Source organism: Nocardia spongicola (genome assembly GCF_047200775.1).
Lineage (GTDB): Bacteria > Actinomycetota > Actinomycetes > Mycobacteriales > Mycobacteriaceae > Nocardia.
Genome location: NZ_JBJZOO010000001.1, coordinates 636,975 through 663,401 on the forward strand (window position 1 = coordinate 636,975; position 26,427 = coordinate 663,401).

General features: G+C 64.2%; 22 protein-coding genes. 7 read left to right on the forward strand and 15 right to left on the reverse strand.

Annotated features, from left to right (window positions below; translation table 11 throughout):
* Positions 1 to 20: 20 nt before the first annotated feature.
* Positions 21 to 272: a zf-HC2 domain-containing protein gene (locus ACL02S_RS02755; RefSeq protein WP_412800648.1), complete on the reverse strand. Its 252-nt coding sequence runs from the start codon at positions 270 to 272 to the stop codon at positions 21 to 23.
* 173 nt (positions 273 to 445) lie between these two features.
* On the opposite strand from ACL02S_RS02755, the gene ACL02S_RS02760 reads away from it, so the two are divergent.
* Complete coding sequence (locus ACL02S_RS02760) at positions 446 to 2,641, forward strand: heavy metal translocating P-type ATPase (protein ID WP_412801083.1); 2,196 nt, start codon at positions 446 to 448, stop codon at positions 2,639 to 2,641.
* A gap of 11 nt (positions 2,642 to 2,652) precedes the next feature.
* On the opposite strand, the gene ACL02S_RS02765 is transcribed toward ACL02S_RS02760, so the two are convergent.
* The 5 genes from ACL02S_RS02765 to ACL02S_RS02785 form a co-directional block, all read right to left on the reverse strand.
* Complete coding sequence (locus ACL02S_RS02765) at positions 2,653 to 4,587, reverse strand: cytochrome c oxidase assembly protein (protein WP_412800649.1); 1,935 nt, start codon at positions 4,585 to 4,587, stop codon at positions 2,653 to 2,655.
* Between the two features lie 168 nt (positions 4,588 to 4,755).
* Entirely contained in the window at positions 4,756 to 5,577 is an 822-nt protein-coding gene (locus ACL02S_RS02770; RefSeq protein ID WP_412800650.1) for an SGNH/GDSL hydrolase family protein, read from the reverse strand.
* A 531-nt stretch (positions 5,578 to 6,108) separates the two neighbouring features.
* Entirely contained in the window at positions 6,109 to 6,801 is a 693-nt protein-coding gene (locus ACL02S_RS02775; RefSeq protein WP_412800651.1) for a class I SAM-dependent methyltransferase, read from the reverse strand.
* A complete protein-coding gene (locus tag ACL02S_RS02780; protein ID WP_412800652.1) occupies positions 6,767 to 6,931 on the reverse strand; it encodes a hypothetical protein in 165 nt (54 codons plus the stop codon). The genes ACL02S_RS02775 and ACL02S_RS02780 overlap by 35 nt, the downstream gene beginning before the upstream one ends.
* An 87-nt stretch (positions 6,932 to 7,018) precedes the next feature.
* Positions 7,019 to 7,762 (reverse strand): vitamin K epoxide reductase family protein, encoded by a 744-nt coding sequence (locus ACL02S_RS02785; RefSeq protein WP_412800653.1) that lies wholly within the window; start codon positions 7,760 to 7,762, stop codon positions 7,019 to 7,021.
* Positions 7,763 to 7,847: 85 nt separating this feature from the next.
* Here ACL02S_RS02785 and ACL02S_RS02790 point away from each other — a divergent pair, with 85 nt between their 5' ends.
* Positions 7,848 to 8,564, forward strand: coding sequence for a metal-dependent hydrolase (locus tag ACL02S_RS02790; RefSeq protein ID WP_412800654.1), 717 nt, complete (start codon positions 7,848 to 7,850; stop codon positions 8,562 to 8,564).
* Between the two features lie 96 nt (positions 8,565 to 8,660).
* On the opposite strand, the gene ACL02S_RS02795 is transcribed toward ACL02S_RS02790, so the two are convergent.
* The 3 genes from ACL02S_RS02795 to ACL02S_RS02805 all read right to left on the reverse strand — a co-directional run bounded on the left by ACL02S_RS02795 (position 8,661) and on the right by ACL02S_RS02805 (position 11,893).
* On the reverse strand, positions 8,661 to 10,037 hold the full coding sequence (locus ACL02S_RS02795; protein WP_412800655.1) for a DUF2254 domain-containing protein: 1,377 nt from the start codon (positions 10,035 to 10,037) through the stop codon (positions 8,661 to 8,663).
* A gap of 502 nt (positions 10,038 to 10,539) precedes the next feature.
* A complete protein-coding gene (locus ACL02S_RS02800; protein ID WP_412800656.1) occupies positions 10,540 to 11,631 on the reverse strand; it encodes a hypothetical protein in 1,092 nt (363 codons plus the stop codon).
* Positions 11,632 to 11,719: 88 nt separating this feature from the next.
* Entirely contained in the window at positions 11,720 to 11,893 is a 174-nt protein-coding gene (locus tag ACL02S_RS02805; protein ID WP_412800657.1) for a hypothetical protein, read from the reverse strand.
* A 450-nt stretch (positions 11,894 to 12,343) separates the two neighbouring features.
* Here ACL02S_RS02805 and ACL02S_RS02810 point away from each other — a divergent pair, with 450 nt between their 5' ends.
* Positions 12,344 to 12,847 (forward strand): VOC family protein, encoded by a 504-nt coding sequence (locus ACL02S_RS02810; protein ID WP_412800658.1) that lies wholly within the window; start codon positions 12,344 to 12,346, stop codon positions 12,845 to 12,847.
* A gap of 57 nt (positions 12,848 to 12,904) precedes the next feature.
* The gene (locus ACL02S_RS02815) at positions 12,905 to 13,780 is read left to right on the forward strand and encodes a TIGR03619 family F420-dependent LLM class oxidoreductase (protein WP_412800659.1); all 876 of its coding nucleotides are present in this window, start codon (positions 12,905 to 12,907) and stop codon (positions 13,778 to 13,780) included.
* A gap of 67 nt (positions 13,781 to 13,847) precedes the next feature.
* Here ACL02S_RS02815 and ACL02S_RS02820 read toward each other — a convergent pair whose 3' ends face one another.
* The 4 genes from ACL02S_RS02820 to ACL02S_RS02835 form a co-directional block, all read right to left on the reverse strand.
* Positions 13,848 to 14,471, reverse strand: coding sequence for an antibiotic biosynthesis monooxygenase (locus ACL02S_RS02820; protein WP_412800660.1), 624 nt, complete (start codon positions 14,469 to 14,471; stop codon positions 13,848 to 13,850).
* Positions 14,472 to 14,638: 167 nt separating this feature from the next.
* Complete coding sequence (locus ACL02S_RS02825) at positions 14,639 to 19,273, reverse strand: cation-translocating P-type ATPase (protein ID WP_412800661.1); 4,635 nt, start codon at positions 19,271 to 19,273, stop codon at positions 14,639 to 14,641.
* Positions 19,274 to 19,466: 193 nt separating this feature from the next.
* Positions 19,467 to 19,799: a histone-like nucleoid-structuring protein Lsr2 gene (locus ACL02S_RS02830; RefSeq protein WP_412800662.1), complete on the reverse strand. Its 333-nt coding sequence runs from the start codon at positions 19,797 to 19,799 to the stop codon at positions 19,467 to 19,469.
* Positions 19,800 to 20,064: 265 nt separating this feature from the next.
* Positions 20,065 to 20,478, reverse strand: coding sequence for a DUF7144 family membrane protein (locus ACL02S_RS02835; protein WP_412800663.1), 414 nt, complete (start codon positions 20,476 to 20,478; stop codon positions 20,065 to 20,067).
* A gap of 235 nt (positions 20,479 to 20,713) precedes the next feature.
* On the opposite strand from ACL02S_RS02835, the gene ACL02S_RS02840 reads away from it, so the two are divergent.
* Positions 20,714 to 23,332: a helix-turn-helix transcriptional regulator gene (locus tag ACL02S_RS02840; RefSeq protein WP_412800664.1), complete on the forward strand. Its 2,619-nt coding sequence runs from the start codon at positions 20,714 to 20,716 to the stop codon at positions 23,330 to 23,332.
* A 59-nt stretch (positions 23,333 to 23,391) separates the two neighbouring features.
* Here ACL02S_RS02840 and ACL02S_RS02845 read toward each other — a convergent pair whose 3' ends face one another.
* On the reverse strand, positions 23,392 to 24,615 hold the full coding sequence (locus tag ACL02S_RS02845; protein ID WP_412800665.1) for a serine hydrolase: 1,224 nt from the start codon (positions 24,613 to 24,615) through the stop codon (positions 23,392 to 23,394).
* Positions 24,616 to 24,700: 85 nt separating this feature from the next.
* Positions 24,701 to 25,081, reverse strand: coding sequence for a hypothetical protein (locus ACL02S_RS02850; protein ID WP_412800666.1), 381 nt, complete (start codon positions 25,079 to 25,081; stop codon positions 24,701 to 24,703).
* Positions 25,082 to 25,423: 342 nt separating this feature from the next.
* Here ACL02S_RS02850 and ACL02S_RS02855 point away from each other — a divergent pair, with 342 nt between their 5' ends.
* Together ACL02S_RS02855 and ACL02S_RS02860 are read left to right on the forward strand one after the other, a co-directional pair.
* Entirely contained in the window at positions 25,424 to 25,819 is a 396-nt protein-coding gene (locus ACL02S_RS02855; protein WP_412800667.1) for a hypothetical protein, read from the forward strand.
* Between the two features lie 87 nt (positions 25,820 to 25,906).
* The gene (locus ACL02S_RS02860; RefSeq protein ID WP_412800668.1) at positions 25,907 to 26,401 is read left to right on the forward strand and encodes an SLOG cluster 4 domain-containing protein; all 495 of its coding nucleotides are present in this window, start codon (positions 25,907 to 25,909) and stop codon (positions 26,399 to 26,401) included.
* Positions 26,402 to 26,427: the final 26 nt, after the last annotated feature.

A 26,427-nucleotide genomic window follows, 5' to 3' on the forward strand; every position in this document is an offset into this window, starting at 1 on the left:
CACGACGCACAACACCACCATCAGTGGGCATCCGGCTCCGCTGCCGTTACCGACAGATCATCCGGAACGAACGCCAAGATCTGATCGGTGAGATCGGGAACAACCGGCGCGGCACCCACCCGCACCCGCCGAGTCACATCGGTTGCCGCCGCATACCACCAGCGGCAACCCGAACACTGCGCAAGGTGTTCATCGAGCAGGCTCGACGGCACAGCCCCGGCTTCGCCATCGAGCCGGGCAGACAATGATTCCCGCGCTACCGAGCATTTCACAAGCCGATTCTCCCACCCCGAGAAGCCACGGCCGATGGCGGCACACAATACGCGACAGCGGGAACCAGCGCACGCCCTCATCCGACTACCTGGCAGTGCCGCATCCCGAGACCATCGACCAGACCATCGACTCCGACACCGCACCGACCCGAATCACCCTCACAGTCGGCGGTATGAGCTGCGCGGCCTGCGCCACCCGGATCGAACGACGGCTCAACAAAATGACCGGCGTGACCGCATCGGTCAACTACGCCACCGGCACCGCCACCATCGACGCCACCCCGCCGATCTCGGCCGAACACGTAGGCAACGAGATCACCGCAGCCGGCTACACCGCCGAGCCCGCGACCGAGGCACGCCCCGCGCTCGCAGGCACCGGAAACGATGACGGTGCGGTAGCGGATCTGCGGCGGCGACTGTTCGTCGCACTCATCGCGTTCTTCCCGCTGGCCGATCTATCAGTCATGTTCGCGATAATTCCCAGCACCCGCTTCCACGGATGGCAGCTCCTGCTCACCGTGCTCGCCGCGCCCGTCGTCTGCTGGTCCGCCGCGCCGTTCCATCGACGAGCCTTCACCAACGCCCGCCACGGCGGCGCGAGCATGGACACCCTCGTATCCGTGGGAGTGCTCGCCGCCACCCTGTGGTCACTACACACGATGTACCTGCGCCCCACCCGCACCGAAACCCCCACCGGGGTATGGGCGGCGATCTGGTCCAGCGACTCGATCTACCTGGAAGTGGCCGCCGGAATCACCGCGTTCGTCCTCGCGGGCCGCTACTTCGAAGCCAAAGCCAAACGCACCGCGGGCAGTGCATTGCGCGCGCTGGCAGAACTGGCCACCCACGAAGTCACAGTGCTGACCCGCGACGGCCGCGAAATCACCGTACCGACCACCGAACTCGGCCACGGTCAACGTTTCCTCGTCCGCCCCGGCGAAACAATCGCCGCCGACGGCATCGTGATCTCGGGAACATCCAGTATCGACACCAGCGCCATGACCGGCGAAGCGATACCCGTCGACATAGCGGCAGGCGCCGAGGTCCTCGGCGGAACAGTATCGCTGACCGGCCGAATCGTGGTCGAAACCACCGCCGTAGGCCCCGACACCATGCTGTCGGGCATGATCCGGCTCGTCGAACAGGCACAACAAGGCAAAGCTAGGATGCAGCGGATCGCCGACCGGATATCAGCAGTATTCGTACCCTTCGTCTTCGCGATCGCCGCACTCACCGGCGCGGTATGGCTGCTACTCGGAGGAGGAACCGACCGCGCCGGGGCAGCAGCCATCGCAGTCCTCGTCGTCGCCTGTCCCTGCGCGCTCGGGTTGGCCATCCCGACAGCATTGATGGTCGCATCCGGACGCGGTGCGCAACTGGGCATCTTCATCAAAGGCCATCAGGCACTCGAAGCCACCCGCGATATAGACGTAGTGGTATTCGACAAAACCGGCACACTCACCCACGGCAGGATGAGCATCGTCGACATCACCGTGCCGGACGGGATCGAAAAATCCGAAGTACTCCGCCTCGCAGGCGCAGTAGAGGCAGCCTCGGAACACGCCGTGGCCACAGCAATAGCAGAGCACGCACGCCGACACACCGAACTACCCACAGCCGAATCCTTCGAGGCACTGCCCGGTCTCGGCGCCAGAGGCATCGTACAAGGCAAACACGTACTCATCGGCCGACCGCAACTGATGTCCCAGCACGGACTCACCACCCCCACAGCACTGGAGAAAGCACACGACCACCACACCAGGTCCGGGCACACCGCCGTCTTCATCGCCGTCGACGGCGCTATTGTGGCCGTCATCGCGGTCGCCGACACCGTCAAGGAATCCGCAGCAGGCGCGATCGCACGACTCCACAGCCAAGGCCTACGCACCCTCATGCTGACCGGCGACAACCAGCACACGGCCCACGCGGTGGCCGAACAGATCGGCATCACCGAAACAGCCGCCGATCTACTGCCACAAGACAAGGTTTCGACAATCGCACAGTTGCGCGCACAAGGACACCGCGTAGTCATGGTCGGCGACGGCATCAACGACGCAGCAGCACTGACCACCGCCGACCTCGGGATGGCCATCGGCGCCGGAACAGACATCGCGATCGCCGCCGCGGACGTCATCCTGGTCCGCGCCGACCTGAACACCGTGCCCGACGCCATCGACCTCGCCCACGCCACCCTGCGCACCATCAAAGGCAACCTGGCATGGGCCTTCGGCTACAACGTCATCGCCATCCCGATCGCCGCACTCGGCTGGCTCAACCCACTCATCGCCGGAGCCACAATGGCCTTCTCGTCATTCTTCGTCGTCACCAACAGCCTGCGGCTACGCCGCGCGCGAACCCATCGCGGCTGACCCACCGCCACTCAACGGCGAGTGCGGGCCAACTCGACAAGCATCGCGTTGTACGCGTCGAGGTCGGAGTCACCGTATACCTCGTCTTTCCGATCGGTACGTACCGCCGTCCTGCGATCCTGCACGAACCACTGACTCAGCAACGCACCGACCACAATCAGTACCGGAACCTCACCGGCCACCCAGGCAATACCACCACCCGAATGCTGATCCGCCAACAGATCGATACCCCACGGCAACTGCAAAGCAGTGTAGAAACGTTCCCCGACCACCGTCGTCATCGACATAACCGAAACACCGAAGAACGCGTGGAACGGCATCACCGCGAACAACATGCCCAGCCTGCCCAGATGCGGCAACCGCCGCGGACCAGGATCGATACCGATGATCGCCCAATAGAACAAATAACCCACGATCAAGAAATGCACGTTCATCAAGACATGCCCCCAGTGATAGCGGATCAACGTCTCGAACACCGGCGTGAAATACAGGCCGTACAGCGAAACCACGAACACTGTCAGAGAGAACGCCGGATGCGCCGCCACCGCGACAGGCCGGGAATGCAACACCGCCAACACCCCTTCCCGAATTCCGGGAAGCCCACCACGCGACGCCGGGGGCACCACCCGCAACAACAGCGTGACCGGTGCACCGAGCACAAACAGCACCGGCACAACCATATTCAACGCCATATGCGTGATCATGTGAAAGCTGAACATCGCGTACCCGTACACACCGACCCCAGCGGACGTCATGACCAACATGCTGAGACAACCAGCCAGCCAAGACACAGTCCGCCACGGTGACCAAGTATCACCCCGCCGCCGCAACCGCAGCACCCCCACCACATACAGCACCACCCCCGCGACCGCCACACTGCCCAACACCACATCGAACCGCCAGAACGTCACCATACGCAGCACCGACGGCGGATCCACGATATCGAAACCGAGAAAGACCTGCTGCGCTGTGAACTGCCGGTCGGCGAACGCAGGCGCAGGCCGCACACCCGCACAACTGAGCACCGCGAGCATGACCAACGCCGCACCACCCGCCGCCGCGGACAACACCACAGCACGGCCCGCCCCGCGACCAGCCCGCCACATAAGCATCGACACGAGCACCATCAGCACCCCTGCCGCGACGACCATCCACCCATATCCACTGGTGAACACCCGCGACAACGGCAAAAGTATCGCGACAAGCACCATCCCACACACCGCCGCGACACCCAGACACAGCCACGTGACGAACCGTGCCCGGCGCACCATAGCCACCGTATGACCACCCCCGCGAACGAGATGGGCACTCACACACCACAACAATCCGACCGGAACCGAGATCACCATCTGCAAGATCAGCATCGCACCGGTCGCATAGTCGTGCCCCGGCCCCTCACCGGCATTCCCGACGACACCCGGCGGCAGCACACCGATCGCCGCGATCCACGCCAGCAACACCACCCCAGCCCAGGACAGAACGAACCGCGACGCCACCGCGACAACAGCGGCGAACACCGCGACAACGATCCACGCCTTCGGTTTCTCACTCGCCCCGACCAACGGTCCGAGCGCACCACTGCGCAGCACCTCCGCCGTGGTCCTACCGCCGATCTCGGCCGCGGTCACCGGTATCAACGCAAGCGCGGCCACCACCCACACCACACTCGCTCGCTCGGCCACCCGGATTCCCGCGTACCCATCCACCCCGATCCGCCCGCGCCCCTCGACCGCCGTACCGCACACCGAATAGACCAACGCACCCAGCGTGAAAGCTCCGGCCACCACGGCCACCACCCGCAGCCCGGTATACATCAACGCATGGATCAGCCCCGGATACGACGTGCCCGCGGCGGTATACGGAAACTCCTGAGCGGACCAGGCCGCCCCGACAACCACCAGCACCGCTACCAGCACCGAACCGAACCAGATCGTTCGAACTGTCACACTACGTCCCTTCCGACCATCCCGGCTCGCACTGTTCGCGCTGCCCCACCCCAGTTAGTCGGAAGAAACAGTCCCGCCGGTTCCGGCCGCTCGGTATGACGAGCGCTATAGCCGGAAAACCGAGCCGGACCAACGCCGGTGCCCAATCTCACCAGGCGATAACAGGAATCACCCGTTCTTCAAGACCGCCAACAAGGTCCTGGCCTGATGATCCGCGCCGAGTTGATTCGGATGAAACGGCACCGCAGGCCCCACCGGGTACTCGGAGAACGGGACCAAACCCTCCACCCATCGCACCCCCGCCGGCTGACAGGCATCATGCCCGACACTCGACGAATAGGTATCGACATACTCCACACCGGTATCCGCCGCCACCCGAGCCAACATCGCGTTCAGCTCGAGTAACTTACGCCCCAACCACGCCGAATCCACCGCAGAAATCGGAATTTCCGGATAACACCCCGTTCCGGTATCGATACCTTGGAAATAGTCCAGCAGCAGGATCCGCGCGCGCGGCGACCGCGCCTGGACACCACGGATCACCGCCGCGACCTTCGGCTCAGCCGCGGCGATATTCACCGACATCCGATCCACTCCACCGACCACGAACTTGTCCTGGCACGGCGATACCGCTGGATCGGGTGTCAAGCATCCCCGGATAGCGGAGGGGAATTCGGCATCATTGCCGCCGATTTCGAGAGTCACCAAATCGGTACCGGGGGAGAGCCGGTCGAACTGCGGCGCGTTCACCCCGAGCTCAGTGGCCTGCGGGGCCGTCATATGAACCGTTCTCGCCGCACCACAAGCCGCATCCAGGAACACCGGTATCGCCAGCGCCGCCGCCACCTGCTTGGCATAGTTGGCCCGGCTCTGCCCACACCCCAACGGCACGAACTCGGCCGTCGGCTGACTCAGGGTGGCATCCGCCGCCCACGAATCACCCAGGGCGACATACTCACCGAAGCCCGAGGACGGCATCGCAGTGGACATCGGCATACCGGAAAGAAAGGTACCGGCCATCACACAACTGACCAGTGCACGCGTTGCCCCTCGCATACTTCCTCCACATCGGATGTAGATCTGCGACAACCGTCTCAACCAGAAGGGGGACACGATCCCATCTGTCACAGTGACGTTTCAATATTTGCACACAACAGCAGTACGACCATGGAAAACCGAGAAAGGGAAACTCATGAAAGCTCACGGATATTCGCAATATTCGCAATCACAACCGGTCATCACGACACGCAAAAATCCTGCCATCCAGATCACGCACATCAGACGACGCACTCATCCACAGCAGCCCGCAGCCAGGCCGGTCTACCGGCATGTCCCGCAAGGGCGAACAGCGTCCACCCACATGTACTGCGATACACGCACACCAACCGCTTCCACACCACCCCGACATTTGCGCCGATAATCAACATTATGTCAAGTAGTTGCCTCGGGATGTACCCCACTGTCGCACGCCACGCCAGGATCCTCGGATGGACAACAGCCGATACCGATCCGACCGCCGCCCTAGCTCGGCGATGGTGATCGATCACCGGGCTTTCGCCAGATCAGCGCATACCGGAACATAGGCAGAAGCTTCCATCGCACACCAGGAAGCTCCTCTGCAGCGCACTTTCGAACCTCCGAATACGAATGAGATGGCGGCCAAACGGTCGGCGCAGTGTGCTCCCAGTAGCCTCTTCGCCACGACAGCCACTTCTGTTGGATAACTCCGAGCCCACCGACAGCGAACTCCCATGGACTCGTCGATCGCGCAAGGCCGACCACAACCAGAACACCACCCGGTGAGGTCAACTCCGCGAGACGCCGAAGCGTGGACGCCAAATCCCGCAGGTGATGCACAGTTGCCACTGACGCGACGACGTCGAATGTCCGTTCGAAGGGGTAGGCCATCACGTCCCCGAGAATCCATTCGACGTCGTCGCACTCCTGGCGTGCCACATCCAGAACCTCGGCATCCACGTCGATCGCAACGACCTCCGGAATCTCGGCACACAGATCAGCGGCCAATAGCCCGTTCCCCGTGCCCACATCGAGCGCAGAGCGGGCGTGGCCGGGCACCGCGTCGAGTACGATCCGGTGATAATGGATGTTGTGATTCCAGCGCTCTCCTCCCACACCGCGAGGGTAACCGCTTCGCGGCCTGCTTGATAGGAATCTGCCGTCAATACCGGAGTTTTCGGTCCGGGAAGAACACATTCGGGAAGGTACCGGAGAGCTTGCCTGCCGCCCGGCGCGACTCCGTATCCAATATGTCGAACTCCTGCAGCAACCGCACGCCGTCGAGCGCCGTCTGGCGATGGACAGCCAGTGCGTCGCGAAAGCTCATTCAGACACTCGCATCCTGGACGTCCACACCTCGCTATGAGTGCAACTGACCTGGAATCTACTGCAGGGGTACGACATCGTCATGCGCTCACATCAGAGTCAGCCAATAATCCTGAAATCGCAAGAACACCAACAGGGTCACCACGGCGTAGAAGATCGCCAGTATGGTCCAACGCCACTGCGCCACCATAGCGATCACCGGATGCGAGCTGCGCAACTGTCCGGTGATCAGCGCCAGCAACGCTGGTGTGACTGCCCATACCACCATGCAATAGGGACACAGCGCATTGATCCGATACAGCGCCTGAAAGATCAACCAGCAGATGAATCCTACGCCGGACGCGGCACCGAGCCACAGGCCACGCCAGACCCACCGGGGCAGCTCCGCACCCGCCACAGCTTGCATACCGAAGGTGACCACCACGGAGAACCCGACCACCCCGATGATCGGATTCGGGAACCCGAGCACAGCCGCTTGTTCGCTCGCCGTAATAGTGCCGCAGGACACGACCGGGTTGAGACTGCATGACGGGGTATACCCGGGTTCGGTGAGTTGCTTGAACTTCTCGATGGTCAAGGTGAGTGACGCGAACCATCCGATCAGACCACCACCGAGCAACAACCAGGCCGGCACGCTCAACACCCGCCGCACCGATCGACTGCTGATCACCGATCGACTGCTGATATCGCTGTCTACTTTCACCATTCGGACCAACTCACGTGATTCCGGACCCTTCTCTGCGCTCGCGGCGATATCCGCACGATGCATGGCACCATCCGGAGAACAGAGCCAGTAGGGCAGAAAGTCCTGCGCACCGTTGACATTCGGCATTCGAGCCGTGCGTATGCCCATACACGTTCCGGCACCACATAACGGCATTCGCTTACCAGCCGGTAGCTGAACTAATGTTCGACCGATGCTCGGACACTCACATGCGACCAGCGGCGCACTGGCCTGGTCGGCGGCAGCGGCGATGCTGCCGGTCAGCGTACTGACCTATCCCACTCTCCACGACGCAATGGGACAACTCGGTACCGCCGATCTATTGCTGGGTGTATTCCTCACCGCGGGAGCCGCGTTGCTGCCCGATGCGGACCATCCGAACGGAACACTCGCACACACACTCGGCCCGATCACCCATTACGCCTGCAAGTTCATCTCATGGATTTCCGGCGGTCACCGCAACGCTACCCACTCGCTCCTCTTCGTCGTAGCTGTCTTCGCAGGCACCTGGGCCGGTGAGCAATGGCTCGGCCGCTGGTTCACCCTTGGGCTGGTCTTCTTCCTGCTGGCTTTGGCCGTGCGCGCATTACATCTGTGCCCTTCCGGTAACAGCTTCAAGGCATGGGGACCTATTGTGGTGCTGGCCACCGTCGGTACATTCGCCATGGATCATTGGATCGCCGACAAACCGGCCTGGTTACCGTTCGCAGTAGGTATCGGCGCATTGGCGCATCTGCTCGGTGACTGCCTGACCGATCGCGGTTGCCCATTGTTCTGGCCCCTCGGTGTCCGGATCAGTTTCCCGATCATCACTCGTACCGGGAACAAGGTCGAAACCTGGATCGTGTCACCATTGTTCACCCTCGGTGCCCTCGCCTTTCTCTGGCACACCATCACATACCAATCCTGATACCGTGCCGTCGTCAGTGGCCCGCGGCGTGCACCCTAGTGATCGCCTCGCCGCGGCCGCTGCCACCAGAACTGCGCCACTCCCCTCCCCTGACTGTCAACAGGAACGTCCATACGGCCAATGACCCGCCATAGCCTGTTCGATCAGCTGGATCTGTTCGGTGATACGGGAACGTTCGAGGGGATGGAGATCCTGGGCGGCGGCAACGGAACGCAGCCGAGCCAGTGCGGCAGCGACGGGTTGCTGCCGCGTTGAGGCACAGGCCCAGGCGAGTTCACGCAGCAATATCGCGATGCGGATCAGGACAGCAGGCTCGGTGGCGCCGTAACGGAGGGGCTGGTCCACCACCAAATCCAAGAGTTCTTGCAGATCCGGGCGGCGCAGCTCGACGATGGTCCGATGCTGATCATCACATAACAACCGGGAGCCGGGGTCGCGCCGTGCCAGCTCGCACAGCAGCGCCGAAGAGTACGACAAAGCATGAACAGCGGTGGTCGGATCATTGATCGCGGGTGAAAGCGCTCTGACTGCGACATCAGTGAGTTGCCGAAGCCCGAAGGCAATATCTTGTAGATCGGTGCGTTCCGGGCCGATCACAACCGCTCGAGCAACACTGTCGAGCAGGCGTGTTCGCACCTCGGCAGAGAACGGTTCGCCCGTGCGTGTCCACGCGGCTCCCATAGGGGTGCCTGCGATCAGGGAGCTTCCTGGATAACGGTCGATGAGCACGACAGCGTCGGCTTCCACAGCGGCCCGCAGGAGGGCCGACTCGTTCACCGAGGAGAGAAAGCCGGAGGTGTCTGCGGGTAATGCCACCGCGCCGGCCGGGGGTGCGGGCAGTGCGCCACGACAGTTCCCGGCAGCAGTATCCTCGGTCGGCAGGAGCTGACGGATGGTGTGGTCGGCAGCAGCGTGCACGCTGCGCATCATCGCCTCGACCCGGATCTCCCGCGCCAAATGGGACAAGAACAGCACGAGGGCAAGCACACTGGCCAAAGTAAGCAGAAAAGCCAGGGTGACCGAGACCTGCGGGACGAACATGGCCTGCTCATCTGTACCGTTGCGGATGGTACGCAATACGGTCAGAGCGTAAGTGAATGTTCCCAGGAAGAACGCCAGAGTGGTCTGGACGTATCGATCCGAAGTAAAGGTCCGCAGCAGCCGCGGGGAGAATTGGCTGCTCGCCAACTGCAATGTCAGTACGGTGAGCGAGAAGGTCAGTGCCGTCACAGTGATCAGGGATCCCGCGATCACCTCCAGCATCGTGCGCGCGGCGTCGGCACTGCCACTGAACAGATAGTCGGCCAACCCAGGCGGGATACTCTGCTGAATGTGCTCATCCAGCCGAGGTAGTCCCGCACCAGCGGCAATGGCGAGTGCGATGCCCAGCGTAGGCAGCGGCCACAACTGTGCCCGGAACATCTCGCGCAGTTGTGGAATGGGCCGCGAACCCGGCCGGTGTTCGGCGCTCATCGCGTCCTCCTTGATCGAACCTACGCCATTCGGTGTAGAGCACAGTCCGGCTCTGCCCGAATGGGTGCCGCTGACAGAACAGTTCGGCATGCGGGGCATACCACCGGCGGTCTACGGACAAACCAGCATGCTCTGGCGATCTCCGTCTTTCACCAGAGATCGCCCCTCCCCTTCTTTGCTGCTGTTGAAGTATGGCTGTTTTTGTATGTTCCGGATGTGGTATCGATTATTGAGATACATAGTTAGATGCGAATATCTACATAACACAATATTTTTTTATACAGTGGCTCCACGGCGGCTCCATACAGCGTTCGTGCGGTACGTGAACATCAGCGGCTGTTCGCTGCGCCCTTCCGCCCCTTGGGGCGTGTCCATCGAACGAAGACGCTCCCCCGTACTTGTTCGGCAGGCACGACCACAATGCCTGCCCCCTCTCTCCCCTGCCATCGAAGATTCGGGGCGCCCTCCCCTGCCAGGATGCCTTCGCGCCGCGGTTTCGACGTCAGAAGAGGTCTTCGGGATCGGCGTCGGCTTCGACACGAATGTCGGCGATGAACTGGGATACCACGTCGTCCGCATCGATGTGGGCGGAGTAGAGAAGCAGGCAACCGCGAATGCCGTCGAGAAGATCTTCCAAAAGGTCGAGTGCAGGTCGCGCGGGGTCGAGGCGGCTGATACGGAATCCGGTGAGCATCGTCTGACGGGTGTCGGCATCCACACCGAAGCGATGTGCCTGCGCCTCGATTTCGGCGACCCGAGCGACGAAGTCCCATGGCGCGGAGATACGACCTTCACCTACCGCCATGGCCTCGGCGATCAAGTCGAGAACCACCTCGGTCGGGGTATCGCCTGCCGCCAGTCGTTCCAGTACGAGAGTCGGAGTTTCGACGTGAAGCGACTCGACACCCTCGGCCTCGGCCACGACATCGGTGGTCGGCACCTCCGCGGCCTCGCCGGCGACTTCCGCCGCGGCGTACAACCAATGGGCAGCGGCAACAGACGCGGACGCGGGATCGATCTCGGTGAACAGTTCGATGGCGCCGAGCGGATCCGCGCGCAGTAGCGCATCAGCGGCATGGACTTGGGCCGGGGACACATCGGGACGCGATAATTCGACAGCCTGCCTGGCACGACCGGAGAGATCGCCGCGTTCGGCGGATTCGATGGCTCCTTGCTCGGCCCGTACTTCGGCGACAATGGCGTCGCACAACGCGCTGTCGCCGATAGCGTGCAGCACACGTCCGATACGGTGTGCGGATTCGACGACGCCGCTATAGGAGACGAGCAGTCCTTCTTCGGTAGGCAGATGGGGATTACACAGCCCCGCTTCGACTTCTTCGAAGTTCCCGCGTTCTTCGGCGCGCCGCCATGCTTCGCTCTCCGGGACGCCGGGGTCACCCGCGGCACTGGCCGGATGGGTGTAGGTACGCCACTGGAACCGCGACAGAGTAGTCAGATTCGATGCCAGGTCGGTTGCCTGATCCGTGGTCGCCGACGAGGGTAATGGCGCAACCAGGTGGGCGAGATCACCCCGCCCGGTCGCCCAGATGGCGATGAGGGCGGCACGGTCGGCGTCGAATGCGTATCGAGTCACCCAGCAAGTCTGGTCGATCCGCGGCGGATATGCGTGATCAATCGGTTCGTCCGGGTGGCGCGATCGGGATTTCGCAGACTCCCCTCCCCTAGGACTGCCCGGCCTGTCGTTCTCCACCGGCAGGCTCTACCGCTCGGGACATCCGCGCCACCCCGGTATCGAGATCGATATCGAACCGAGGGGTGTGCACCTGCCCTTCGCCGTCCTGATCGCCTTCGTGCATAAGCTTCTTGCCAGGAAAGAGTTCCCCGATGACGCCCACGTGTCCACGATACGCTCAGGCAGCGTCCGGCGAGGCGGCGATGTCGCTCTGGTCGAGATGGGGGCGGTCCGGGCGGCCCGTAGACCCACCAACCGCGGCGCGCTCCTGGCAGTACCGGGGTCGGGTTACCACACTGTGCTGCCGCGCCGGTGGCATCGCACAGCGGTACGACATCGCGCAGCGGTACATCGATGCGGCACCGCCGATGCGCTGTATCCGAACATCGAGTAGCACGGTGCGCGCAGTGCCACCGGAGCTGTCCGCGCGGCAGTGGATCCGCGTATTGACGGTGCCGGATACAGGTGATTAATTGAATAATGTGAGGAATGTGGCGGCAGTCACCTATGACGTATCGGGAATCGGCACGAGGCACCGCCTCCTGTCCGTACACAACGGGGTGACATTCTTTCGCCGCTCTCCGAAGCCGATGAGCTGCAGAGGAAGTCGGCAATGATCGTCGGCGGCGCTATCTTTCAGCTGTGCTGGGTAGTACGTGATATCGCCGTGGCGCAGCAGGCGTTCACCGAGCAGTACGGGGTGGCGGACTGGTTCAGTATCCCCGATGTGCATTTCGGTACCGAATCCGCTGAATTACGTGGTGTGCCGACCGATTACACGATCAGTGTGGCGCTGGGTTACGCCGGTGGGCAGCAATTGGAGCTGATCGAGCCGCGGGATGGGGTGAGCTTGTACTCCGAGCAGCTCGAACGCATCGGCCCCGGGCTGCATCACGCTGCCTGGGTACCCGACGACTACGACGCCGCGCTCACCGAAGCCTGTGCCGCGGGCATCGAGATCGTCGCGCGCGGCAGATTCGATGACATCGGGATGGAGTTCGCCTACCTCGATGGCGGGTCGATCGGCTCCTACATCGAGTTGATGCGATTGTCAGAAGAGATGAAGGCGATGTTCGACCACCTGATTCCGGCAGGTTTCACCAACCCATGGCAGTAGGTGGCGCTATCGTCAGGACCCGTGCGGCGCATTCGATGCGCCGGGAAGGCGATCGACATGCGATTCACCTACGCCGAGACGATGACCGATCCTTCGTTCTACCTTCCGCTCGCCCAGGCCGCCGAGCAGGCGGGATATACCGCTATGGCGGTCGCCGACAGCGTGGCGTATCCGAAGAACTCCGATGCGAAGTATCCCTATACCCCGGATGGGAGCCGGGAGTTCCTCGAGGACAAGCCGTTTATCGAGACTTTCGTGCTCAGTGCCGCGATGGCCGCGGTGACCAGCACGCTGCGGTTCACGCCGTTCGTGTTGAAATTGCCGATCCGGCCGCCGGTCCTGGTAGCCAAGCAGGCGGCGTCGGTGGCCGCGCTCAGTGGTAATCGGCTCGGACTCGGGGTCGGAATCAGTCCGTGGCCGGACGATTTCGAGATCATGGGGGTGCCGTTCGACAAACGTGGTGCGCGGATGGACGAGTGTATCGATATTGTGCGCGGCCTCATGAACGGCGGGTACTTCGAATATCACGGGAAGTTCTACGATATTCCGCCGATCAAGATCAGCCCGGTGCCGACCGAACCGGTACCGATCCTCATCGGCGGGCACAGTAAACCCGCGCTGCGCCGGGCCGCGCAGCGTGGCGACGGATGGATGCACGCAGGCGGCGACGGCGCCGAACTGGACAGGTTGCTGGCCGAGTTGAAGGTCTTGCGCGCGGAGTACGGCACCAGGAAGGACTTCGAGGTCCATGTCATTTCACTGGATGGCTTCACCACCGACGGCGTCAAGCGTCTAGAGGACAAGGGGGTCACCGATGTGATCGTCGGGTTCCGGGTGCCGTACACCACCGAGCAGGATACCGAGCCACTCGAGACGAAGATCGCTCATCTGTCCCGCTTCGCGGAGGAGGTCATCGCGAAGGTCGACCGGTGAGCTGCTCTGCGAAGTTCCCTCATGTCAGGCCGGAGAAACCGCACTCCGACCTGACGCCGCGGTCGATTCAGGCCATCTCGGGTACCCGCAGGTGTGCGAATGCCAGATCGAATTCCCCGACCTCGAGCACATTTATGCTCAGCCGCTGGGTCGCCGCGGCCCTGGTCCGAATCGCCGGTTCCCGGCTGGCCTCGAGAGCTTCCTCATTCGCCCAGACGATCGCGGTCACGGCACGGCCGGTTGCCCGGTCGACGAACAGACTCGCACTGCGGAATCCGTCGAGCCGCTCGGTCTGCGGCAGCGCTTCGTTTTTGAATGTATCGATCAGCCGGTCGAGCCGGTCCGGATCGACTTGTACCCAGGTGCACCGGGCGCGGCAGTTCTCGCCGGCCGGGTGGCCGCGGTGCATGAGCGCTATCTCCCATTCCTCGACTCGGTCCAGCCTGCCATCGAAGGTACGGGCCAGTCTCTCGCGTATCGACTGGACTCGATCGCTGCTGGCATGGAGTGCCGTCTCGGATTCCCACGCGGTCGTGGCGATACAGCGTCCGGTCGACCGGTCGACCAGCATGGACAAACCCACCCAACCCTCGAACTCCGACAGATTCGGCATCCCTTCATCGCGGAGGTAGGTGACCCCCTTGTCGATAGCCGAAGGTTGGGCGACAAATGTGCTGGAACGTGCGTACACGGGGCACCTCCTGCCCTGATCAGGGTGGCACCCCGGTGGCGCCACCGGACATACTCACCTTCCTCCAGGGTTCGGATGTGCGCAATGCCACCGAGGTGGTGGCCGGCCGGTTGCCTGCTCCCCTACCGCTGCGCTGTCGCGTATGGAGTGATCAGTGGGTGTCCGTGCTACCGGGCAATAGCTCGAAACGTCCCGGCATCGGAGAAAAGAGATTCCGGCAGCAGACGAGGCGCGAACACCGCGGTGGCGGTAGCCGTCACCGCGCAGGTGGTCGCGATCGCCCACCCGACGGGATCCAACGGCAGACAACCGAAGTAGGTGCACAGCCCCGGTGTCATCACCACCGCACCGAGTACCGTGCCGCTTGCCGCGATGGTGAGCCAGACCAAGGGGCTACGGTAGCCGGAAACCAGGGTCTGCCCGAGTTGGGTACCGATGAGAGCGACCAATCCGATGGTGGCGGCACGCCGCTGCGTACCGGTGTACCGGCCGAGGGTCCAGGCGATCGATGCGCTGGTGGCGGTGACGACGCCACGGACGGCGAGGGCGCGTAACAGATCCGTCCCCAGCCGTGCGGGGGGTAGTTCGGCGAGGCGTTCGGCTGCCAGCTGTGCCTGGGTATGCGGGTCGTCGGAATCCGATGGATCCGCGGTGTCCCTGGTGCGAGACAGGGCCAACGCCATGGCGGGGAACATATCGGTCAGCATGTTCACCAGTAGGAATTGCCGGGTGCCCAGAGGGGCGTGGCCGCTGACGGCGGTGCCGTACAGGGTGAAGACCACTTCACCGGCGTTACCGCCGACCAGTACACCGACCGCGTCGGTGACCCGCTGCCACATGCCACGGCCTTCGACAAGGGCGTGCAGTAGCGCCAGTGGGTCGGGATGGGTGAGTACTAGATCGGCGGCGTTGCGGGCAGCTATGGAGCCCTGTGCCGCCAGGCCGATTCCGACGTCGGCCGTGCGGATCGCGGCAGCGTCGTTGCCGCCGTCGCCGGTCATCCCGACGACATGGCCCGCGCGGCGAAGTGCGGCGATGATGCGCACCTTTTGTTCGGGGTCGACGCGAGCGAAGACTGTGCTGTGTTCGATCAATGCGGCCCGTGCGGTCTCGTCCAAACCATCCAGATCCGCGCCGGTGACCACTGTGCCCGCCGCGATACCGAGTTGTCCGGCCACGGCTGCCGCGGTGACGGGATGGTCGCCGGTGATCATCCTGACGCTGATGTCGTTACGGCGCAATGCGGTGATGAGCGGGAGAGTTTGCGGGCGTGGGGTGTCGGCCAGTCCGAGGAAGCCGAGCAGGGTGAGCTCTCCGACGTACGCCTCGACGTCGTCCGGCGCGGTGCGCAGGTCGCGGTGCGCTACCACCAGCACGCGCAGCCCCTGTTCCGCGAGTTCGCGGATCGCGTGTTCCGCGCGCTCCCTGGTGTGTTCGTCGAACGGGAGGCTGCCTGTCTCACCGCTGCGTACTGTGCTGCAGCGTGGCAGGACGACCTCGGGGGCTCCCTTCACGATCAGACGTAGTTTGCGGGTGGTGTGACCCAGGGTGGCGGCGTAGCCGCGGTTGGACTCGAACGGGATCTCGTCGATGTGGTCCCAGCGGCGGGTATCGTCTCCGAGCACCTCTTCGGCTGCCTCCAACACCGCGCGGTCGGTGGCGTGCACGATCGGTCCTTCCGCAGGATCGGGGCAGGCGCGGGCTGCCGCGCGGAGCAATGTGCGAGCACCGCCGGAGTTCGTATGCGGGTGCCACTGCTGTTCGAGGTCCGCGAGGGTGGTCAGGCGCAGGCGTCCTTCGGTGAGGGTCCCGGTTTTATCGAAGCACAGGGTGTCTATCCGGCCGAGGGCCTCGACGGTCCGGCTGGCTCGGACCAGGACGCCGTAGCGGGAGAGTCTGCGGGCGGCTGCGAGCTGAGCGACCGTTGCCACCAGGGGCAACCCCTCCGGTACCGCGGCGACTGCCACTGCGACACCATCGGCGATGGCGGCTCGCAGCGGTCCGCCACGCAGTATCCCTAATCCGGTCACGATCCCGCCACCGGTCAAGGTCAGTGGCAGAGCGCGGTCGGTCAGCCTGCGCATTTGCGCTTGTACGCCGGCTTTTTCCGGTGGAATGGCGCCTGCGGTGGCCCGACCGGTCTGGGTGTCGGCTCCTGTTGCCACGACGATCACCCGACCGGTCCCGTTGACGACGGTACTGCCTTCGAAGATCATGCAGGCGCGGTCGCCTACTGCTGCGCCCGGGGTCGCGGTGACCTGTTTTTCGACGGTCACCGATTCACCGGTGAGCCCGGATTCGTCCATTTCCAGATCGTCTGCGCGCAACAGTCGCGCATCGGCTGGGGCGACATCGCCTGCCCGCAGTGTGATCACGTCACCGAGGATGAGCAGGTTCGCGGACACTCGGTGTTCATCGGGTTCGTCCGCGTCGAGTTGGGCGCGGCCGATCAGTCTGCCGGTGAGTTTTTCCCGCTCGAACAACTGGTGCAACGCGTTTTCGGCTCGTTGCCGCTGCCAGGCGGAGACCAGCGCGTTGACCGCGAGTACCGACGACAACAGCACCGCGTCGAATGGTGCGCCGAGGATGGCGGTGGCGACTGCGCCGACCCCGAGTACCGGCGTGAGCGGATCGACCAGCTCACGACGAAGTTGCCGTGCGAACGATGCCACAGATCTGACTGTGGCTGGCCCCGGTATTCTGGTCTGCCGATTCGGTCCGGCACGGTCTGCCACCGGGATCGGTTCGGGTAGCCTGCGCAGGACCTCGCCTGGTTCGAGGGCATGCCACGGCAGTAGTGGGGACAGGGTGGCCGGTGGCTCGGCCCTGACTGCGCGCCACCCGCTGTAGGCGCCGGTGAGCAGTCCGGTGAGGTGTGCGGCGGTGCCCGGTGCCGCCTTGGTCTGCCGGTCGGGGGCGACAGCGAGCAGCAGACCACCCAAGGCCGCCGCCGATAGTGCCAGCGAACGGCCGCGCTCACTCACCTGCCGGGCAGGCGCGACAGCGGCCAGGATCCGGTGTGCCTGGGCCAGGTCGCGGCAGACCACGTCGGCGGACCATGGCAGTGTCTGCACACCGGTTTCCCGGCCGGTGAGCCCGATGGCCACATCCGCCGACGCCAATGCCTTGTGTGCGCACGGACTCAGCAGAGCGACCACATGACCGTCTTGTTGTAAGTCGCGTACCAGTTTGCGTAATGAGCGGGCCGGGTCGATGAAGTCGTCGGACATCGACCGCAACTCGGCGGCGTCGGTGCCTGCTACAAGGATCACGCGCAGACCTGCGGTGCGTGCCCGGCTGAGTATTGTGGGTGCGCGGCGGTCGAGTTCACGTCCGATCAGTACCCGTCCCACCGCTGTGCCGTTGTTCTGGAGTTCTCGCCATACCGGTCGACGGGCCACACCGCGATCGGGTTTCCCTGTCCCCGGATGTACCAGCCGTTGCCTGCCTGCACGTGGTGGAAGCTGCTCGGTGAAATCGGCTGGGCGCAGGTCGGCACAGCACGGGTCGTCATCGAGGTTTTCGTCATCGCTCCTGGTCCACAGCACCCGCTGGCTCGCGCTCCAGACCTCGGCGACCGACCACCCTTGGTCGATCGCTTCGGCGGCGAGCACCACCCGGCGCGTGGTCAGCAATGTCTCGCCATCGATCACCAGCGCGGACAACCGATCCAGCCTGCGCCAGACCCGGGGGCGCAGTGTCAGTACCCCCGCCCGGCTCAACAGCGTCGAGACCACGGCGCTATAGGCTTCACGACAGGCGCGTGCTGCCTTCGGTGCACCGAGTTCCACCGCATCGGCCGCGTCGAGCAGACCACGGCCACCGAGGACCGCGGTGGCGGCACCGGCGAGCGCACCCGTGGCTGTTTCGTCGGCGACTCGTTCGATCGGCCCCTGGGGCATATCGACGATACGGGGGGTCGGCACCGGTGGTTCGAGGCTATCGGCGAGATGGAGGGTTGCCTCGTCCTCCCAGTACCGCCACTGCGTATATCTGGTCAGTGCCTCGGTCAGGACGAGACTCCGGTGCGCGATATCGACCAGTACATTCGCTGTCGCCTCCGCGGCGCGGTTGCCGAGCGCGTTGCCGAAGGCAGTGGCGGTACTGAGTAACAGATCTGCCCGCTGCGGACCGAGCCGCTGTTCGAGCATTTCGCGTACCCGGGGCTGGGTATCGGCGAACACGGCGACCGCGCGGACTACCTTGGCGGGCCCGCGCAGCGGCAACACGGCTGCTGTGGTCGACAGCCCGATCGCACATATATCGACTGCGATCTGGATACCGGCCCGCAGCACTGGTTCCGGGTCGGCGGGATGTTCGTCACCCCGGCGGTAGCTCTGCTCGTGAATGGGGGTGGCGGCCTCGGTCGGCTCGATGCCTGCGATGAAGTCCGGTAGTTCGGTTGCGCTGCGCGCGAGCACGGTAAGGACACGGTAAGGCACCTCGTACACTCGCCATCGGCGCGGGAGGGGCTGGGTATTGCCTGGCCGCCGCGGTGGGTGCGCGGTAGACAGGCTGTCACCGGAACCAGGGCCGCGCATTTCGGTGACGGCACGGTCGTCGTGCTGCGCATCCCGGTGCCGAGATGGCAACGGCCGCGCAGTGAGTTCATCGTTCGACCGCTCCGCGCGGCTCGGTTTCAGCAGCGACGCGCTCGCCGTGACGGCGTGCTTCGGAGCCTGTGCAGCTTTGGATCCCAGATCGACTGCCATATCCATGCCCGCGAGCACTGCTTCCGTCGCCACGGAAGTCGATGCCTCGAACCACCACGACGAAACGACTCCGCGCAGTGAAACAGTCATATCCGGCAGCTACCCAGGAGCGAATCCGGCAAACCGGCTGCGGCAGCCGGTTTGCCGGATAATGTTCCACCGCCTACGGATGAGCCACCCGCCCATACCGTCGCGCGGTCATCGCCACACCGTCACAGAAATCCGGAGTACCGGCCTGCCGGCGCAGGTCCCCGGCCGGTAGCTCATCTCATGGCGTGTGGGGTTACCCGTTGGCTTTCTTGTAGGCCTCGACCACTTCCGCCGAGATACGCCCGCGTGCCGACACATCGATGCCGTTTTTGCGCGCCCACTCCCGGATGACCGTGGCCTGCTCCCGATCGGTTGTCGAGCGCGAGACACCGCGGCCGCGTCGCGCCCGGCCGAGCTTGCGGGCGTGCGGCACCCACGGCTCGAAGAGATCGCGTAGCCTGCCGGCGTTATCCGTGGACAAATCCATCTCGTAGGCCACGCCGTCCAGGGCGAAGGACACTGTTTCCTCGGCCTGAGACTCGCCGTCGAAGTCATCGATCAGCGTCACCACGACCTTGCGTGCCATAGAGATAGTCCCTTCACAGTTACCGAGCGCGAGTAGTCGAAAACAATCGTAGCCAGTAGATAACAGATCGGTTCCAGCCCTACTACAGCGGGGCCGCTATCGCGGTACCGCGAACCCGGAATCCGATCGATCTACCCGCTTATCTCCACCCGCCCAGATCCGGTAAGGCCGCAGGCTTCATCCGGCAGCAGACCGCTGTGAACTGCGACAACATCGGCCTTCATGCCGCAATTGCGGCATGAAGGCCGATGCGAAGCCCGTAGGATCAGATCGTCTCCGGCCGCCACGCGGCGATCGCCCAGATCACCACGACATCGAGCGCGATGACGAGGATCGACCAGGCCGGGTAGTAGGGCAGCCACATGAAATTTCCGAGAATCGACAAAGCGGCCACACAGATCGCGATGATCCTGGCCCACATGGCGCCGGTCAGCAAGCCAAGGGCGGCGACGACCAAGAAGATGCCGAGCACGATATGGATCCAGCCCCACGTGGTGGTGTCGAATTTGTAAATGTATTCCGCTCCGACAAGGTAGAGGTCGTCCTCGGCGACAGCGGAAATACCTTCGAAGATCGACAGTATGCCGACGGTAAGCAGCAGAACCGCGGCCGCGATGGATGTGCCCGCCGCGATACCGCGGCGCACCGGATTCTGTTTCGATTCACTCGTGTGCGTCATCGATCGCTGCCTTTCTCGGGAAGTGAACAGACGTCTTCCGAATCTCCAGCAACCATGCGGTCCGGCACTTCACCCGACCCGGATGACTCCGGTACCAGCACCATCCGGTACCAGCACCATCGGGATGAAATTTCTATAACGACCGCACACGATGGGATCGAGTGCACTGTGCGCCAGGTACATTCCGGAAATCAGGCGCGGTAGGGATCTGTCAGCAGACGGCCCGGGAGGCACGGTGACCATATCGCACGTCCCCGCTCTACGTCGCATCCCTCGCGCGGCGGAAATTACAGGCGCGATACCGGCATTACCGTTCTCACCACTCGTTCGAGCGGATCTACACACCGCCATCGATGCCATCTCGAATATCCGCAATGGGCAGGTACTGCTCCTGTGCGCACCGGCAGGCACGGGAAAAACGGTTCTGCTGGCCGAGTGGGCACGCAGGCAGGCCGCGGGTGAACCCGATGTGGCCTGGCTGACGATCACCGAAGGGCTCAACGACGCGACCTCGCTGTGGGACGTACTGCACACTCGATTCCAGGTGACACCCGCGGCCTGCGCCGCCCCGTCGACCGGAGCCGCGACGAGACTGGCCGAAGCTCTCGCTGCGCGGGCCACTCCGACGGTGCTCGTGTTCGATAACGCCCATCTGATCACCGACCCGCTCGCGCTCGCCGGAGTCGAGCACTTTCTGCAGCATGCGCCGCCGACCGTCACAACGGTGCTGTGCGGACGCTTCGCGCTGCCGATCCGATGGCACCTCCTCGAACTGCAGGCGCGGCTGACCCGCTGGGGCACGAAGGAACTCGCCTTCACGCTCGAACAGATCGATACGATCTGCCGAGAACACGGCTGTGAGCTCACTGCCGAGGAGCTCGGCACGCTCGGCACGCTGACCGATGGCTGGGCCGCGCTGGTGCGCATCAGTGCCGCTCAGTTGGCTGCCGAACCAGGCGACCGCGCCAATGCGCTGACCGTACTGGCCCGGCCCGCGCGAGCGCTCACGGAGTTCCTGGCCGGCGAGCTGATCGATGGGCTGCCACCGGCGCTACGCCAGTTCCTCGTCTATACCAGCATTCCTGACTCGTTCACCGAGCGATTCGCCGATGAGCTCGTCGGTGGCGGCGCAGGCCACTATCTTCGTGAACTCGAACGGATCCATTTCCCGATCAGCTCCGCCGTGCGCGGTGCGGAAGTGTGGTTCGCTTGTCATCCGATGGTGCGCGCTTATTTTCGCGCCGAGGCATACCGGCTCGGACCACAGTTATGTGCGGACCTACACGCGCAGTCGGCCCGGTGGTTGCGCTCCGCTGGACTTGCCGTACAGGCTCTTCCGCATCTGCTCGCCGACCCCGATCGCAGGCTCCTCGGGGAATTCTTGTCCGAGTGCGCCCTGCGCATAGTTCTCGACGGAGCAGGCGACGCCCTGTTCGAGGGACTCGCGCAGTCGGCACCCACAGTCCTCGACGATCCTTTTCTGTGGCTGGTGCGAGTCGTCGATGCACTCGTCCGCGGCGATACCGCAACAGCCATTGCCTGTCTGGATACCGCGACCGCCCGGCGTACAGCAAAGAACTCTTTCGCCGCAACGGATCTGGTCCATGCTCTTACGCTGGCCGCGACCACCGATGTCGCCGCGACCACCGGAACTCTGCGCGGCGCGCTACCGGAGGAAATCGCACCGATCGGTGACCCCGATATCGATGCGTACTCCGCGATTCAGGTCGCTACCGCCCAGATCGCACGCGGTGCGGTGACACGGGGTGAGCAGCTGCTGTACGCGAGTCTCGCCTTGACCGAGCACATCGGCAGACCACGGTTGGTATTGCGCGCGCTCACTCGATTGGCATTCGCCGCGAACGCCGTCGATGCTGCCTCGGCAATGCGCGAACGTGCGGCACGCGCCTTGGCGACTGCCGAGGCATACGGGCTTTCGGCCACGATCGACGCCGTACAAGCCACCGCCATCGCCGCCTACGGCACCTACCTACAAGGCGAGCCGACCGATCCGGCGCAGGTGGCGACAGTTCTCACCGAACACATCGATCACGGTGGGTCCCTCGGCCCCGCAGCCGGATGGTCCGAGCAGGTGATCGGGCGGCTACTCGATCTGGAGGGAAGCGATAGACAATCCGCCGCGGTCGACGCGCTGCGCCGGAGCCTGCTCGCCTTGGTGGAGCACAAACCGCTGCCTGCCACGACCGGCAGCCTGATTCTTCCCGTGGTGTGGGCACTGCTGCGCACGAACGACATCAGAACCGCGCAGGTACTGATCGATCGGGCCCGTGGCCTGATCGGCGACCTACCCGAAATTCGTCTGTCCTGCGCTGCGCTGACCGCTACCGCGGAACGGCCCAAAGCGACCTGCGCCCTCCTCGAACCGTTGCTCGAACACGCGAGCGACTTACGCCCGGCCAGCGCGATCACCGGGTGGCTACTGTACTCTTCGGCGCAACACGAATCCGGCATGCCCGCCAAGGCTCTTACCGCGCTGGAGAACGCGCTCGGTGCCGCCGCCCCCCAGCTGCTCGTACGACCGTTCCTCGACATACCCACTGCTATTCCCCTGTTGGACAGCTACGCGGGCCGGTTCGGTCGATCGGAGAATTTCGCCGAGCTGGTCCGGCGACATCCCGCGGTATGCCGCAGAGCGACTTACCCCGCACTGACCCATACCGAGATGACTGTGCTCAAACAGCTACCGTCCGGGCGCACCGCGCAGCAGATCGCCGCCGATCTCGGTGTCTCGGTCAATACGGTGAAAACCCATTTGCGTGGTATCTACGGCAAGCTGGGATCGAATTCCCGGATCGGCGCCCTCGACCATGCTCGCCGCGGCGGGTTGCTCTGAACGGGCTCACTGTCGTTTCCGCTACCGATGATCGCGCGCCGAATCATCCGGCAGCACAACTACCTGGCTGGGTGTGCCGCGGCGGAGATCTGCGCGACCAGCTGCCATGGCCGTCTGGTATCGGCTGTCGCCTTTCCGCTGGTGAGTATCGCGCCCGATAGGCCACGCGCCGGATCAGCCCAACCGTACTGGGTGGTCAGCCCGCTACGGCCGAAATGCGATGCGGTGTCGCGACCGAACTTCGATCTGCGCCCGCCGAGTTCGAAACCGGCTCTGCTGACTCGTCCGGCGACACCGGGAATCCTGCGCGCGGGTCGTACCGCCTCGGCCAGTGTCTCCGGCCGGATGATCCGGCGGCCGTCCGGGGTGCCGCGGGTGAGCAGGTCGTAGAACCGTGACAACTCGAATGCGGTGGTGACCAAATTCCCTGAGGGTAGCTCGGCGAGCAGAAAGGCATCGGCCGCGGAGCGGGATGCCTGGTCCATTCGTCCACCGATCGCTTTGCGGGCCAGATAGGCGGCTATCCGCGAGGGCGCGGGGCCGGTCCGGACGCTCGGCACTACCGCGCCGAGATCTTCTAGGCGCACACCGAAGTCGGTCCAGCGGAAACCGAAAGGGTCGAGCACTTGCTCGCGGAGATGCTCACGCAGGCGCTTACCGGTCGCCCGCTGCACCAGCAGCCGCAGAATCAGACCACTGGTCAATGCGTGGTACACCCGGAAACGACCCGGCTTCCAGCTCGGGACGAGATCGGCCAGTGCCCGCGTGGCCAACTCCTCGTCGAGTACCAGATCGACGCCCCGGTACGGCGGCGTGACGAAAGGCACCCCAGCGGAGTGGGACAGTACATCGCCGATCGTGATGGCGTCCTTGCCGTGCGCTGCGAATTCGGGGATATAGGCACATACCGGCTCGTCCGGTCCGAATGCCCCCTGCTCGATGAGCATGAACACGAGCGCACCGGCAACACCCTTCGCGGTCGAGAAACCACAGAACGGCATATCGGGGGTGATGAGCACTTCGGTCGCGTCCGGGCCATCGCCCGGCGCATTACCCCAGCCGTGACCGATGGCCCGATTCAACGCGATCATGCCGTTGCGCCGTAGACATACCTGAATCGCCGGAGTCGTACCGAGTCGGTACCACGCTTGTACCGACTCCCATACCGATTCGATATCGCCTCGGCTGATCCCGGTCGCCGCAGGGTCATCCTCGTAGCCGCGAGTCGTCACCGCGGCCATGTCCGCCGCGATCCGCACCGATCCGGCCGTGCGTGCAGTCATCCGTCCAGACTATCGACGGCACGCCGTGCTCGCCGGTGCTCAGCGCGGAGCAGCGCACCTGATCGGCACAGACACTGGGACCGCTTCACACAGTCGTATCGAACCCATCCTGTGACGACAGCGGCGGAGGTCCTGGCGGCGGCTGATTACGGAGGGAGAAGTCGGCGTCGACACCATAGGGAGACACCCCGATGGACCCTGGCGATGTGTTCTGCCCAGGAGGACGTTCCACCGGTGGCACAGGTGGCGGGGCCGGTGGAACCGGCATCGACGCCAGCACCCGACCCGGTATCGGTGACGATAACGCAAGCACCTGTTCCATGGCCGGATCGGACACCGGCGCTGCTATAGGGGTGCCCGCCTCGGCGCCGAACGGTTCACTCGCGTGGGTCTGCGTGAGCACGGCCGCGCCCAAGACCCCACTGCACAGAATCGCGACCGCCGACATTCCGGTTATAACTCGCATAAACTCACCTTTGCTCGAATACCCCATAACCCCCTATATAGGAAATTCGGCACGGTGGTCGCCGATGATTGGCTCTACCACGAAACCGCCTCTGGGGAGCGGACCGACACTTCCACTGCTCCCGGCAGCGGACTCGGCACCGGCGAGGGCGGGCAGGAGGCATTCGATGTGTTCTACGCAGAAGGGAGTGCCCCGGCCCGCGCACAGGGCGAGAGCGATCCGCAGACGCCGGACCACCTGCCCTTCGCACCGAGGGGAACACGAGCACTTCAGTGTCCCGGAGGGTCGTGTATAACTTCCATCGACCCGGTCGACTCCACCGACGAGCGATAGCGAGACACGATGCACGGTTACCCGAACCAGGTCTCCCACGGCAGAACCTCTTCCGGCTATCCGATACGCCAACCGGAAGTCCGCGCGATCGAGCCACCGCGCAATGCCGATCTGGCGGTCAGCGCACTCCTGTGGTTCCTGCCCGCCGCGCTGGCCATCATGTCGGTGGTCCTCGCACCGTGGTTTCTGCTCGGCAGCGGTATCTGTGAGTCCAGGCCGGACTGCCGGGTCGATACCGGCGCGGGCGTATGGATCATGGTCGGTGGCGGGCTCGCCGGATTCGCTATCGGCGCGGTGCTGTCGGGTGTGGCGGCCAGACGCGGCCGGGCGCTGTTCCCCGGCGCGCTGATCGGCGCCGTGCTGGTCCTGCTGGCATGGTTCGCCGCCTCGTTCGTGATGGTCTGAGAGTTCCGCGAAGCCGATGCCTGCGAGAGAATGTCCTGGTGGCACCTCGTTCGACGGCAATGAGTTCGACGACAGCGAGGTGAACCGATGCGGCAAGTCGCGGTGTGTGGACCGGGAGCCTGCACTCGGCAGGAAGCCGAATGGGCCCGCGAAGTGGGCAGGCTCTTGGCATGCGCGGGTATCACCGTGTTGTGCGGCGGAGGCGGCGGGGTGATGGCCGCGGTCGCCGAGGGAGCGGCACGCGCGGGCGGGCTGGTGATCGGAGTGCGACCGGATACCGATCGCACCGAAGTCTGCGCCGGTTTGTCGGCTGTGCTGTTCACCGGTATGGGCGAAGCGCGTAACGCCATCCTGGTGGAGTCGGCGGACGCGGTGATCGTCGTCGGCGGCTCATGGGGCACCCTGTCGGAGCTCGCGCTGGCCCGGCGCCGGGGCGGGATTCCGGTTGTCCGCCTCGGCGGCTGGGAGATTCGCGATATGAGCGGGCAGACCCTCGCAGCGGGGCCGGTGGCGAACAGCCCTGCCGATGCCGTGCGGCAAGCGCTCGGCGGTACCCCGGCCGAGACGACCGGTCCTGGCTGACCCACCCCGCACCGCACAGGTCCGAG